Consider the following 10,862-nt stretch of genomic DNA (forward strand, 5'->3'; position numbering starts at 1 on the left):
GGCAGCGGTGGTGATCGGACCTTCCACGCCCGTCCACCCTCACCGGATTAACGACTGAGCCCAGCCGGGCTGCGGTGACGGGCACCTTTGCCACACAGGGGATTCACCCATGAGCACGAAGCAGGAGCCGCGCGGCGTCCGCAACAACAATCCGGGAAACCTGGACCGCACCGCGACCGTGTGGCGCGGAGAGGATCGGAGCCCCGAGGCTCTGGCGAGGGAGAAGCGCTTCTGCGTGTTCGAGACGCCGCAGGCCGGTTTCCGCGCGCTGGCAAAGACCCTGCTCACGTATCAGAACAAGCACGGGCTGAGGACGGTCCGCGAGATGATCAACCGCTGGGCGCCGCCCAAGGAGAACGACACCGAGGCCTATATCACCCAGGTGGCCCGGGAGGTCGGGGTTGGTAGCCGCGAGATCGTCAGCCTGAGCAAGCAGGTGCCGCTGCAGCGCATGGTGACCGCCATTGCCCGGCACGAGAACGGCGGGCTGTTCTGGGATGCCGCGGTTATCGAGGCTGGCGTGCGCCAGGCCCTCGCCTGATGGACGGTGATCCGAGCACTGCGCCCTGGTGGGCTGCCGGCGGTGCCTTCGCCCTGTGGCTGGTCCGGGAAATCTGGGGCGTCATCAACAGCCGGAAGAAAGAACGCACCGAGACGGACGCAAACGTCACGCTGGTGGGCGGCCTGACAGAGCGCATTGATCGCCTTGAGCAGTCGCAGGCCCGGATGGGCACGCAGCTGGACGAGGAGATCAAGCTGCGGCGTGAGGCCCAAGAGGAAGCGCACCGGTTGCGCATGCGAGTGCAGACGTTGGAAGGCTTGCTTCGCGGACTGGGGGCGGTGATCCCGCCCGAGCCGGCGTGATGTACCTGGGCATCGGCCTGCTGGTCGGCCTGGCCGTCGGCGCGCTGGCGTACTGGCCCGGCGACATCGGAATGGACCCATGACAGCCCTTGTGGGCGTGGAGGTTTGAGTGAGCGCACTTCAACGCCCCGGCTACGACGCCCTGTGGGGCTGGTTCGGGCTGGGTTATGCGTCCTGGCTTCCGCTGCCACATGTGCTGATGCACGAGATGCCAGACGACTGGCAGGCACGGATGGCCGCGCTGCTGCAGGAGTTCGATGCGGCGTTCAAGAACCTGCCTCGCTACGACGTGCAGATCCAGCTCAAGCAGAACGGCCGGTTTGTGCCGATGCCGGACTGGATCAGCTACCGGCACCCCGACCGGGCAACCATTGAGGGTTTCAGATGAACCGGACCGACTTCATTTCCGCGCTCGATCCCCTGCGGCCGTATGCGGGTTTGCTCCGCTGGCTTCTGATCGCGCTGCTGGCCGCTCTGCTGGTGGTGCTGGGCTACCGGTGGGGTGCCGGCCACTGGCGGGGCGAGTACACGGCCGAGGTCGCGGCGCGCGCTGCGGACAACGCCGGCCACGCCGCAACCCTGCAGCGCCTGGCTGACTCCACCGCTGCCGTGGCTGCCAAGGCGAAGGCTGCGTCCACTGCCCTGGCCAAGAGCCGGGCCGAATCCGATACCCAGTACCAAAAGGCCATCGACCATGCGAAGCGTGCCGAACGTGATCTTGCTGCTGCTCTGCGCCGCGGCGATGTGCAGCTGCAGCCACAGTGGTCCTGTCCTGCGGCCGGAGCCCTCGCCGGTGGTGCTGCCCCCGATGCCATCCAAGCCAGTGCCGCAGGGCGCTTCAACAGCGCGGCGCGAATTGTTGCTGCAGCCGACGCAGACGCAGCCGTGATTGAGTGGCTGTGGAACGGCTGGCAGGCCGACCGGCAGGCGGTCATTGCCGCCGGGTGTGCCGGCGAGGCAAAGCCGTGAGCGCGGGCAGTGTGGTGGTGCAACTGCGAGTCCGCTGGTGGCTGAAGTGGTACATCCGCTCAGTCGTCCTGTTCGCCGGCATGACCGGCCTCGAACCCAACTGGGATCACGTCGAGTTCTGGGTGCGCCGCGCGCTGCACTGGCGCCGGGTGAGCCCAAGCGGTGGCAGAGCATGAGGCGGGGCAAGGGCGGCGGGCATCTCGCATTGGGTCGGCTGAAGGCCGGCGAGATGAACAGGACCGAGCAGGCCTATGCCGACAGGCTGCGCGCGCTGGAGCATGCGGGGAAGATCCTCTGGCACAAGTTCGAGGGTCTGAAGCTGCGGCTCGCGGACAACACGTTCTACACGCCGGACTTCGCGGTGCTGGAGGCCGACGGCGTTATGGCCTGCCACGAGGTGAAGGGCCACTGGCAGGACGACGCCAGGGCCAAGATCAAGATCGCCGCAGCGATGTACCCGTTCCGGTTCCTCGCCGTGAAGGTGAGGGCCAAGCGGGACGGCGGTGGCTGGGACGTGGAGGAGTTCTGATGCAACAGCACATCCATGAGCCTGGCGACGGTCGCGGCCGTCGGCGGGTGCTGCTCGATGGGCAGCTGGTCCGCTACGTGATGTTCGCCGACACCCGCAAGGGTGTGGTCAAGGTTGCTGCCCAACCGGTGCGGTTGCATAGGCACGGCAAGCGGGTGGTCCAGCGGACGTTGCGAGGCAGGGTTGAGGTGGAGGCCGCCAATGACTGACCACATCGAGACACTGGCGGCTGTGGTTTCCCTGCAGCAACAGGCCATTGATGCCCAGGCCAAGCAGATCGGAGTCCTTGCCGAGCAGGTCGGGCTACTGGTCCAGTCGGTGGCTCAGCTCTTGGGAGAGGAGGCAGGCATTCCGGTGGAGGGTGAGGGCGACGCGACGGAGCGCGTGGATCTGGATGGGCGGTCGTACTGATGGCGGCCAAGGGACTGGCGGGCAACAGGCAGGCCAAGCGCGCGTTGCCCACCAACAGCCGCGAATGGCGGCGCCTGCGGGAATCGATCCTCATCCGGGATATGTACCGGTGCCAGGAGAAAGCGTGCGGCGTTCTGGTTGTCGGCAAGGGGCAGGCGCACGTTGACCACGAAGACGGCGACCCGAACAACAACGATCCTTCCAACCTACGGACCCTGTGTATCGGGTGCCATAGCCGCAAGACGGCCCGGGAGGATGGTGGCTTCGGGAATGTGGAGAGCGTAGTGGTGGGCTGCGACTACGACGGGTGGCCGCTCAAGTAGGGCGCTTGGTGGCCAGCGCCGTCCCGCCCCGTCAAGCTGAATATCAACAGGTTATCCACAGAAACCTGAACGAAAGGGGGAGGGGGGTAAAAAGTTCGATTCTGAACGGCCGGCGATACGTGCGCCCCCCTTTCTTCGCGCATCCACAGTTGGAAAGACGACCCCCAGCGAGGGGTGAGAGATGGCAAATCCAAGGACACCAGCCGCAAAAGCGGCAGTTTCCGGCGCAGCGGCCAAGAACCCGAAAAGGCACAAGGATCGCAAGACGCCGAAGAAGGCCAAGGCCATCGGTCCTCCCTACAAGGGGATGACCAAACCCCAGATCGCGGTCTGGCGCGAGCAGGTCGAGAACATGCCCTGGCTCCACGCCGGTCACCGGTTGTTGCTGCGACAGGTGTGCATCCTGGCTGCGCGAATGGAGACGGACCCGGACATGGGGGTGTCGGCGCTGCAGGCGCTGGGCTCGCTCCTATCAAAGCTCGGCGCAACGCCGGTAGACGAGACGAAAGTGAATCATGGCGGCGACGAGGACGAAGACCCGGACGAAAAGTTCTTCAGCTGACCGAACAAGCGCCTATGCGCATGCGGTGCTGGCTGGTGAGATCGTCGCGGGACCGCATGTCCGCAATGCCTGCCGTCGCCACCTCAAAGACCTGCAGGACGCGCACGAGCGCGGTCTGTACTTCGACCAGGAGGCGGCAGATCGCGTTTTCAGCTACTTCGAGGGCGTCCTCAAGCTGAGCGAGGGCCAGTTCGAGGGAAAGGCCTTCCAGCTCCACCCATCGCAGGCCTTCGTACTCGGCTCGCTGTTTGGCTGGAAGAAGGCGGACGGGCGTCGGCGCTTCCGCCGCGCGTATATCGAACAGGGCAAGGGCAACGGCAAATCCCCGATGGCCGGCGGCATCGGCCTGTATGGGATGACGGCGGATGGGGAAGCTGGCGCTCAGATCTACGCCGCTGCCGCGAAGAAGGAGCAGGCGGGCATTCTGTTCGCCGATGCGGTGAAGATGGTCAAGGCGTCGGGCGCGCTGATGAAGCGCCTGGAGTTCTCGGGCGGCGAGGGCCGGGAGTACAACATCGCGCACCACAAGAGCGGGAGCTTCTTCCGCCCGGTATCGCGCGACACCGGCAAGACGGGTTCGGGCCCGCGTCCATACTTCGTTCTGGCCGATGAGGTCCACGAGCTACCGGATCGCAAGACCATCGAGATGCTGGAGCGCGGCTTCAAGTTCCGCCGTCAACCGTTGCTGTTCATGATCACCAACTCCGGCAGTGACCGGAACAGCGTGGCTTGGGAGGAGCACGAGCACGCGGTGAAGGTGGCGGCCGGACATACCGAAGCAGTCAACGATCCGACCTTCATCGGCGAGCCGCTGGACGACACGACTTTCAGCTATGTCTGTTCCCTCGATGAGGGCGACGACCCGCTGGAAGATCCGACGTGCTGGGCGAAGGCCAACCCCCTGCTGGGGGTGACCATCACCGAGGAATACCTGGCAGAGGTTGTCGCGCAGGCAAAGGCGATCCCCGGGTCGTTGAACGGCATTCTGCGCTTGCACTTCTGCATCTGGACCGATGCGGAAACAGCGTGGATGGCGCGGACAACATTGGAGCCCGCGCTGGCGGACTTTGACGTGGCCGAGCACCACGGCAAGAGGATCTATAAGGGCTTGGACCTTTCTCAGGTTCGGGACATCACCGCGATGGCTTCGGTGGTTGAAACAGGGGCGGTCGAGGTCGAGGTTGAGGTAAAGGGCGAGAAGAAGATCGTTTCCAAGCCGACCTACGATGCCTGGATCGACGCCTGGACGCCGGGAGACACGCTCGCGGCCAGGCAGTTGCGCGACAAGCTTCCATATGAGGTTTGGGCTAAGGCCGGGCACATCCACGCGCCACCGGGGCAGTCCATCAACTTCCGGCATGTCGCGCAGACGCTGTCGGAAGACAACGACAAGTTCGAGATAGGCCTGGTCGCCTATGACCGCTATGCCTTCCTCAAGTTTGAGACTGAGGCAAAGGAGATCGGGCTTTCACTGCCGTTCGCCGAGCATCCCCAAGGCGGCACCCGTAAAGGGAAGCCGTTGGAGGAGGCGGTCAAGGCTGCCAAAGCGCACGGAGGGCCGGCGCCCGAGGGAATGTGGATGCCCGGTTCTCTGCGATTGCTGGAGGAGGCTCTCCTGGAGGGGCGCATCCGCCTCAAGCGCAACCCCGTCTTGGTTTCGGCCCTGATGAGCGCGGTGGTGGAAAGCGACAAGTGGGAGAACAAGTGGCTGGATAAAGCCCGGTCCATCAACAAGATCGACGCAGCCGTGGCGCTCTGCATGGCAATCGGTGCGGCCAATGCCGCGCCGGCCAACACCTCGGCCGGTTTGGAAGACTTTTTCAGGAACCCACTAATCGGATGAAGACGAAATCTGCGAAGCCCGGGCGGATTCGTTCCGCGCTGCTGGGTTGGCTCGGCGTTCCCATTGGACTGACCGACAACGCTTTCTGGGCTGAGTTCACGGGCGCTCAATCGGCCTCTGGCGTTGACGTGAACCAGCATGCTGTCATGAAGCTCTCCGCTGTATGGTCATGCGTTCGGCTCATCTCCGAGACGATATCCACGTTGCCTTTGTCGGTGTACGAGAAGTCAAGCGCCGGAAAGCGTGTGGCTTCATTGCATCCACTGCAGTTCATCTTGCACGATCAGCCTAACAGCGAGACCACGGCCGCGGTGCATTGGGAGGCTTGTGTTGCAGCGATGCTGTTGAGGGGGAATGCCCGATGCGAAAAGCTGATGATTGGTGGCAAGGTCGTTGGGCTCCGTTTTCTGCATCCTGATCGCCTGGTGCCCTTCATGCGCGACGGCGTGAAGTTCTGGCGCTTCCAGGAGAAGAACGGCCTGCAGCGCGAGATCCCGAATGATCGTATCTGGACCATCCCAGGCTTCTCCCTCGATGGTGAGGAAGGTGTTTCGGTCATCGCCTACGGCACTGACGTATTCGGCGCTGCCATTGGGGCCGATCGCGCGGCCAGCGGAACTTTCGCAAAGGGCCTGATGCCAACGACGGCGCTCAGCTTCCCCGAGGTCATGAAGCCGGAGCAGCGTGATGACGCTCGACGGACACTGGAAGCGCTGAGCGGCGCGGTCAACTCAGGCCGCCCTGTGATTCTTGAGGCCGGGACGGACATCAAGACGGTTGGCATCAACCCGACGGACGCCCAATTGCTGGAGTCTCGGGCCTTCTCGGTCGAGGAAATCTGCCGCTGGTTCCGCGTTCCGCCGTGGATGGTTGGTCATGCGGAGAAGTCGACCAGCTGGGGGACGGGCATCGAGCAACAGATGATCGGCTTCCTGACGTTCACTCTTGGACCGTGGTTACGCCGGATCGAGCAGGCGATCAGCAAGGATCTGCTCCAGCCTGGCGAGCGCGCCCGCTTCTATCCGAAATTCACCGTTGAGGGTCTGTTGCGCGCCGACAGCGCCGGCCGAGCTGCCTTCTACGCGGCGATGGTCAACAACGGCATCCTTACCCGCGATGAAGTGCGTGAACTGGAAGACCGGGAGCCGATGGGCGGAAACGCTGCAGTGTTGACTGTACAGACGGCGCTTGCGCCGCTGGACAACCTGGGCGCGAGCATCGAAAGCAATGCGGCCCGCGATTCGCTGCGGGCGTTCCTCGGCGTCGCTGACGCACCTACCAAGGATTGATTCAATGACAAACCGGGCACTGCCGGCCGTTCCTCAGGGGCGGCCGCAAATCGACGTGCGCAGTTTCATCTCGCCGCTGGCGTTGAATCGCTGGGACTCCAGCATCTGCGCTTCCGCTGAGAGGGATGCGGACGAGCGCACCATCGGAATCTATGACGTTATCGGGCACGACTACTGGACCGGAGAAGGCTTCACGGCCAAGCGCATGGCCGCCGCTCTCCGGTCGCTGGGCAAGGGGCCGGTCACCGTCGCCATCAACTCGCCTGGCGGCGACATGTTCGACGGCATCGCGATGTACTCCATGCTCAAGGAGCATAGGGGGGATGTGACCGTGAAGGTCGTGGGCTTGGCCGCGTCCTCCGCCTCAGTGATCGCGATGGCAGGAGATGACGTGCAGATCGCGCGTCCGGCCTTCCTGATGATCCACAACTGTTGGTCCGTCGGCGTCGGGAACCGACACGACTTCGCTGCCCTATCGGAGCAGCTGCGGCCGTTCGATGAGGCGATGGCGGATGTATACGCCGCGCGCACCGGCGGCACAGCAACAGCCATGGCCGCGCTGATGGACCTGGAATCCTGGATCGGCGGTAGCGCCTCCGTGGAGCAGGGGTTTGCGGACTCGCTGCTTAGTTCCGAGGAGATCGGCGCCAGTGACGACCGCAAGAGCGCATCCGCCATCCGCCGCATGGAATCTGCGCTGCGAGCCAGCGGGATGCCCAAGTCCGAGGCCATGCGTCTCATCAGTCAGTTCAAGTCCAGCGCGGGTGATCCAGCTGGCACCGGTGAGGGTGAACCCACCGAACACGGCCGGCGCGACGCGGCCGACATCAAGCAAACCGTGGCTCTCGCCACGTCCCTTACCTCCGTACTTCAAGGAAACAACGAATGAACCAGCTCGACCAGGACATCAAGGACATCAACGCAAGCCTCGCCAAGGTCAACGACCAGCTGAAGGCCCATGCCGAACAGGCGCAGAAGGACATCAAGGCGCACGCCCAGCTGTCCGAGGAGACCAAGGCGAAGGTGGATCAGCTTCTGACTTCTCAGGGCCAGCTGCAGGCCGAACTGCAGGCTGCCCAGCAGGTGATCGCCAAGCTGGAGCAGGGCGGCGGCACGCCGGCCAAGGCCCGAACCATCGGCGAGGTTGTAGCCACCTCCGATGCCTGCCGGAACTTCAACCCGGGCATGCAGGGCAGCTTTACCGTGAAGGCTGCCATCACCCGCGAGGACAACTCGGCGGGCAGCTTGATCGAGCCGCAGCGCGTCCCGGGCATCGTCGCCACTCCGAACCAGCGCCTGTTCCTGCGTGACCTGCTGAACTTCGGTCCTGCCACTTCGGACACCATCGACTACGTGCGCGAGACCGGGTTCACCAACAATGCCAACGTGGTGGGCGAGAACCCGACCGATCCGAAGCCCGAGTCGGATCTGAAGTTCGAGCTGGACTCGGCCAAGGTGGTGACGATCGCGCACTGGATTCGCGCTTCCAAGCAGGTGCTGCGCGATGCCAGTCAGCTGCAGGCGTACATCAACGGCCGCCTGATGTACGGGCTCAAGCTGAAGGAGGAGCTGCAGCTGCTCAAGGGTTCGGGCGTTGGACTGAACATCAACGGACTGCACACGCAGGCGACTGCATACGCGAACCCGGGCGTGACGGTCCAGAACGAGACGGCCCTGGACCGCCTGCGTATTTCCATGCTGCAGGTCACCCTGGCCGAGTACGAGGCCGACGGCATCGTGCTGAATCCCATCGACTGGACCACCATCGAGCTGTCCAAGACCGCGGACAACGCCTACTTGTTTGCCACTCCGCGCGGCCTGGCAGTGCCGGGTCTGTGGGCGCGCCCGGTGGTCGCCACCAAGGCGATGGACGCCGGCGACTTCCTGACCGGCGCCTTCAAGATGGGTGCGCAGGGCTGGGACCGCGAGCAGGCGAATATCACGGTGTCGAACCAGGATCGCGACAACTTCGTCAAGAACATGGTCACCATCCTCTGCGAAGAAGACGTGGGCCTGACCGTGTTCCGCCCCGAGGCCTTCGTGAAGGGTGACTTCGCCGGTCTCCCGGTGGTTGGCCCGTAAGACGACGATGGCGGCGGGGCTGGTGCCTCGCCGCCTTGGGAGGCGACATGACTGAAGTAACTGCGATTCGCTCTTTTGAGCACTACGGGAGCCGCAAGAAGGGTGATGTGTTCGATGTCTCCCCCCAAGTGGCAGAGCAGCTGGTGAAACGCTTGCTGGTCACCACCGGGGACACTCCCGTCACCGAGCAAATCGAAGGCTCCAAGCCGCGCCATCGCCGCCGGAGAGATTGACCATGGTCGTCACTCTCGCAGATGCCAAGCAGGCCTTGCCCGTCATCCACGACGCCGACGATGCCCTGATCACGACACAGATTGAGGCGGCGCAGGGCTATGTTGAGCAATACATCGGCCGCCCCGTGCCATGGCCCGATGCCGACGATCCAAGCAAGCCGGCGGGCGTGCCGGCGCCGATCAAGCAGGCAATCCTCATTCTTGTGCGGGACTACTACTTTCAGAAGGACGAGGGTGCCGCCGCGGCGAAGCGCTTGATGAGTCCTTTCCGCGTCTCTTGGGGGGTGTGATGTCTGGCCGATACCTCCATCGCATCGAGCTTCAGGACTTTGCCGTGGTGCGCGACCCTTTGGGGGGGGACAAGCGCATCTGGCGTACATGGAAATCTAATGTGCCTGCCGAGGTTGTGCCTCTGTCAGGGCGGGAGTTCGTCGCAGCCTCAGCCGAGCACGGGCAGGTTACAGCCCGGATGCAGATCCCATACCTGCCCGGAGTGCTGCAAACCATGCGCGTTGTGTTCGACGGAGCCGTATACGCCATCCGGGCGGTGCTGCCCGATCCGACAGCGCGCCGGCACCTCACATTGATGGTGGATTCGGGGGTGTCCGATGTCTGAGCGCATTGACATCAAGGGGCTGGAGGGCCTGCTGCAATCCCTGCGTGGCCTGCCCAAGGCCGTCCAGGGCAAACCGCTGCAGGCTGGCATGCGGAAGGGCGGGAACCTGATCCGCGACGAAGCGCGCCGCAGGGTGGTGCGCGCTACGGGCTTCCTCGCCACGCAGATCGTCGTGCGGCGAGCGAACGCCAAGAATCGGGCACGTGCCGGCGTAGGCCAGGGGGGCGAGTACTACACGGTCGGTGTCCGCACGGGCAGGCGGAGGAAGTACGCCAATACCAAGCGCAACCGCAGGAAGGGGCGGACGGGGAAGGCCTACGAGGAAAGCGGGTGGGCCTACTACTGGCGCCACCTTGAATTCGGCACCAAGCGAATGGCGGCCAAGCCCTTCCTCACCCCTGCCGGCGAAGCAAAAGGCCCCGAGGCCGCCCAGGTCGTGATCGACACGACGTGGAAAGCCATCGACAAGTACACCAAGGAGACCGGCTGGCGATGATGGTTCCCCTGATCCAAAGCATCCTGCAGGGCTCGGCCGCGGTGCGCGCGAAGCTGGGCGATCCAGTCCGGGCGTTTCCCGGTACCGCCCCCGCAGACACGCCCATGCCCTATGTCACCTGGGGGACGGTAGGCGGCTCGCCGCTGGCCCAGCTGTCCGACCCGCCTCCGGCCGATGGCTGGCGGGTGAGGCTGAATGTCTGGGGCACTGATCTGTCGGAAGCCAACGCGGTCGCCATGGTGATCCGCGGCGAGATCGAACGGCGGGGAAGCATCGAGTCCTACAACCCGCCGCCGGACGACGACGAGACGGGAGCCTACGGCATCTCGTTCGACGCGCGCCTGCTGCAGCTGCGATAGCCCATCAACAACGGCACCCCATCGGCCCCGCAAGGGGCCTTTTTTCATGCCCGGCGACGGGCACAACACAAGGAAACCCCTATGGGACAGGTCATCAAGTCCAAGCACTCCCAGCTGTTCGTTGCCATCGCGGCAACCGAGGTCATCAAGGTGACCCGTCTGCGCAGCGTCGGCTTCCCCGACGGCCAGGCATCGGAGATCGACATCTCCGATTACGACGACGATTGGGATCAGTTCGTTGCCGGCCGCAAGCAGACCGGTAGCACCAGCATCGAGGTCATCTACG

At 64.3% G+C, this 10,862-nt stretch carries 20 protein-coding genes; all 20 read left to right on the top strand.

What is annotated here, in order from left to right:
• Positions 1 to 109 precede the first annotated feature (109 nt).
• Positions 110 to 541, top strand: coding sequence for a structural protein P5 (locus tag ACIPR8_RS19815; RefSeq protein ID WP_446542150.1), 432 nt, complete (start codon positions 110 to 112; stop codon positions 539 to 541).
• On the top strand, positions 541 to 864 hold the full coding sequence (locus ACIPR8_RS19820) for a hypothetical protein (RefSeq protein ID WP_446542151.1): 324 nt from the start codon (positions 541 to 543) through the stop codon (positions 862 to 864). The genes ACIPR8_RS19815 and ACIPR8_RS19820 overlap by 1 nt, the downstream gene beginning before the upstream one ends.
• A 109-nt stretch (positions 865 to 973) precedes the next feature.
• Positions 974 to 1,252 (top strand): hypothetical protein, encoded by a 279-nt coding sequence (locus tag ACIPR8_RS19825; protein ID WP_446542152.1) that lies wholly within the window; start codon positions 974 to 976, stop codon positions 1,250 to 1,252.
• Entirely contained in the window at positions 1,249 to 1,833 is a 585-nt protein-coding gene (locus tag ACIPR8_RS19830) for a hypothetical protein (RefSeq protein ID WP_446542153.1), read from the top strand. The genes ACIPR8_RS19825 and ACIPR8_RS19830 overlap by 4 nt, the downstream gene beginning before the upstream one ends.
• Positions 1,830 to 2,009: a hypothetical protein gene (locus tag ACIPR8_RS19835; RefSeq protein ID WP_446542154.1), complete on the top strand. Its 180-nt coding sequence runs from the start codon at positions 1,830 to 1,832 to the stop codon at positions 2,007 to 2,009. The genes ACIPR8_RS19830 and ACIPR8_RS19835 overlap by 4 nt, the downstream gene beginning before the upstream one ends.
• Positions 2,006 to 2,362 (top strand): DUF1064 domain-containing protein, encoded by a 357-nt coding sequence (locus ACIPR8_RS19840; protein WP_446542155.1) that lies wholly within the window; start codon positions 2,006 to 2,008, stop codon positions 2,360 to 2,362. The genes ACIPR8_RS19835 and ACIPR8_RS19840 overlap by 4 nt, the downstream gene beginning before the upstream one ends.
• Positions 2,362 to 2,571, top strand: a complete 210-nt coding sequence (locus ACIPR8_RS19845) for a hypothetical protein (protein ID WP_446542156.1) — start codon at positions 2,362 to 2,364, stop codon at positions 2,569 to 2,571. The genes ACIPR8_RS19840 and ACIPR8_RS19845 overlap by 1 nt, the downstream gene beginning before the upstream one ends.
• On the top strand, positions 2,564 to 2,773 hold the full coding sequence (locus ACIPR8_RS19850; protein ID WP_446542157.1) for a hypothetical protein: 210 nt from the start codon (positions 2,564 to 2,566) through the stop codon (positions 2,771 to 2,773). Before ACIPR8_RS19845 ends, ACIPR8_RS19850 begins: the two co-directional genes overlap by 8 nt.
• Positions 2,773 to 3,096, top strand: a complete 324-nt coding sequence (locus ACIPR8_RS19855) for an HNH endonuclease (RefSeq protein WP_446542158.1) — start codon at positions 2,773 to 2,775, stop codon at positions 3,094 to 3,096. Before ACIPR8_RS19850 ends, ACIPR8_RS19855 begins: the two co-directional genes overlap by 1 nt.
• A 181-nt stretch (positions 3,097 to 3,277) precedes the next feature.
• On the top strand, positions 3,278 to 3,658 hold the full coding sequence (locus ACIPR8_RS19860; RefSeq protein WP_446542159.1) for a hypothetical protein: 381 nt from the start codon (positions 3,278 to 3,280) through the stop codon (positions 3,656 to 3,658).
• On the top strand, positions 3,612 to 5,501 hold the full coding sequence (locus ACIPR8_RS19865) for a terminase large subunit (protein WP_446542160.1): 1,890 nt from the start codon (positions 3,612 to 3,614) through the stop codon (positions 5,499 to 5,501). The genes ACIPR8_RS19860 and ACIPR8_RS19865 overlap by 47 nt, the downstream gene beginning before the upstream one ends.
• Entirely contained in the window at positions 5,498 to 6,790 is a 1,293-nt protein-coding gene (locus ACIPR8_RS19870; protein WP_446542161.1) for a phage portal protein, read from the top strand. Before ACIPR8_RS19865 ends, ACIPR8_RS19870 begins: the two co-directional genes overlap by 4 nt.
• Before the next feature lie 4 nt (positions 6,791 to 6,794).
• Positions 6,795 to 7,679, top strand: a complete 885-nt coding sequence (locus tag ACIPR8_RS19875) for a head maturation protease, ClpP-related (protein WP_446542162.1) — start codon at positions 6,795 to 6,797, stop codon at positions 7,677 to 7,679.
• Positions 7,676 to 8,872 (top strand): phage major capsid protein, encoded by a 1,197-nt coding sequence (locus tag ACIPR8_RS19880; protein WP_446542163.1) that lies wholly within the window; start codon positions 7,676 to 7,678, stop codon positions 8,870 to 8,872. Before ACIPR8_RS19875 ends, ACIPR8_RS19880 begins: the two co-directional genes overlap by 4 nt.
• A gap of 47 nt (positions 8,873 to 8,919) precedes the next feature.
• The gene (locus ACIPR8_RS19885) at positions 8,920 to 9,105 is read left to right on the top strand and encodes a hypothetical protein (protein WP_446542164.1); all 186 of its coding nucleotides are present in this window, start codon (positions 8,920 to 8,922) and stop codon (positions 9,103 to 9,105) included.
• A 2-nt stretch (positions 9,106 to 9,107) separates the two neighbouring features.
• Positions 9,108 to 9,395 (top strand): head-tail connector protein, encoded by a 288-nt coding sequence (locus ACIPR8_RS19890; protein ID WP_446542165.1) that lies wholly within the window; start codon positions 9,108 to 9,110, stop codon positions 9,393 to 9,395.
• The gene (locus ACIPR8_RS19895; protein ID WP_446542166.1) at positions 9,395 to 9,721 is read left to right on the top strand and encodes a phage head closure protein; all 327 of its coding nucleotides are present in this window, start codon (positions 9,395 to 9,397) and stop codon (positions 9,719 to 9,721) included. Before ACIPR8_RS19890 ends, ACIPR8_RS19895 begins: the two co-directional genes overlap by 1 nt.
• Positions 9,714 to 10,217 carry an HK97-gp10 family putative phage morphogenesis protein gene (locus ACIPR8_RS19900; protein WP_446542167.1) on the top strand — a complete coding sequence of 168 codons (504 nt, stop codon included), beginning with the start codon at positions 9,714 to 9,716 and terminating at the stop codon, positions 10,215 to 10,217. The genes ACIPR8_RS19895 and ACIPR8_RS19900 overlap by 8 nt, the downstream gene beginning before the upstream one ends.
• Positions 10,214 to 10,576 (top strand): tail completion protein gp17, encoded by a 363-nt coding sequence (gene gp17 / locus ACIPR8_RS19905; RefSeq protein ID WP_446542168.1) that lies wholly within the window; start codon positions 10,214 to 10,216, stop codon positions 10,574 to 10,576. Before ACIPR8_RS19900 ends, gp17 begins: the two co-directional genes overlap by 4 nt.
• A gap of 81 nt (positions 10,577 to 10,657) precedes the next feature.
• The coding region (locus ACIPR8_RS19910) for a phage tail tube protein (RefSeq protein ID WP_446542169.1) at positions 10,658 to 10,862 on the top strand (205 nt) is incomplete at its 3' end.

This window comes from Stenotrophomonas sp. LARHCG68, from assembly GCF_052871705.1.

Coding starts and splice junctions, on each gene's coding strand:
- ACIPR8_RS19830 (WP_446542153.1), top strand. CDS start 1,249: ATGAACCGGACCGACTTCATTTCCGCGCTCGATCCCCTGCGGCCGTAT.
- ACIPR8_RS19890 (WP_446542165.1), top strand. CDS start 9,108: ATGGTCGTCACTCTCGCAGATGCCAAGCAGGCCTTGCCCGTCATCCAC.
- ACIPR8_RS19870 (WP_446542161.1), top strand. CDS start 5,498: ATGAAGACGAAATCTGCGAAGCCCGGGCGGATTCGTTCCGCGCTGCTG.
- ACIPR8_RS19875 (WP_446542162.1), top strand. CDS start 6,795: ATGACAAACCGGGCACTGCCGGCCGTTCCTCAGGGGCGGCCGCAAATC.
- ACIPR8_RS19895 (WP_446542166.1), top strand. CDS start 9,395: ATGTCTGGCCGATACCTCCATCGCATCGAGCTTCAGGACTTTGCCGTG.
- ACIPR8_RS19850 (WP_446542157.1), top strand. CDS start 2,564: ATGACTGACCACATCGAGACACTGGCGGCTGTGGTTTCCCTGCAGCAA.
- ACIPR8_RS19815 (WP_446542150.1), top strand. CDS start 110: ATGAGCACGAAGCAGGAGCCGCGCGGCGTCCGCAACAACAATCCGGGA.
- ACIPR8_RS19820 (WP_446542151.1), top strand. CDS start 541: ATGGACGGTGATCCGAGCACTGCGCCCTGGTGGGCTGCCGGCGGTGCC.
- ACIPR8_RS19860 (WP_446542159.1), top strand. CDS start 3,278: ATGGCAAATCCAAGGACACCAGCCGCAAAAGCGGCAGTTTCCGGCGCA.
- ACIPR8_RS19900 (WP_446542167.1), top strand. CDS start 9,714: ATGTCTGAGCGCATTGACATCAAGGGGCTGGAGGGCCTGCTGCAATCC.
- ACIPR8_RS19865 (WP_446542160.1), top strand. CDS start 3,612: ATGGCGGCGACGAGGACGAAGACCCGGACGAAAAGTTCTTCAGCTGAC.
- gp17 (WP_446542168.1), top strand. CDS start 10,214: ATGATGGTTCCCCTGATCCAAAGCATCCTGCAGGGCTCGGCCGCGGTG.
- ACIPR8_RS19845 (WP_446542156.1), top strand. CDS start 2,362: ATGCAACAGCACATCCATGAGCCTGGCGACGGTCGCGGCCGTCGGCGG.
- ACIPR8_RS19855 (WP_446542158.1), top strand. CDS start 2,773: ATGGCGGCCAAGGGACTGGCGGGCAACAGGCAGGCCAAGCGCGCGTTG.
- ACIPR8_RS19840 (WP_446542155.1), top strand. CDS start 2,006: ATGAGGCGGGGCAAGGGCGGCGGGCATCTCGCATTGGGTCGGCTGAAG.
- ACIPR8_RS19885 (WP_446542164.1), top strand. CDS start 8,920: ATGACTGAAGTAACTGCGATTCGCTCTTTTGAGCACTACGGGAGCCGC.
- ACIPR8_RS19880 (WP_446542163.1), top strand. CDS start 7,676: ATGAACCAGCTCGACCAGGACATCAAGGACATCAACGCAAGCCTCGCC.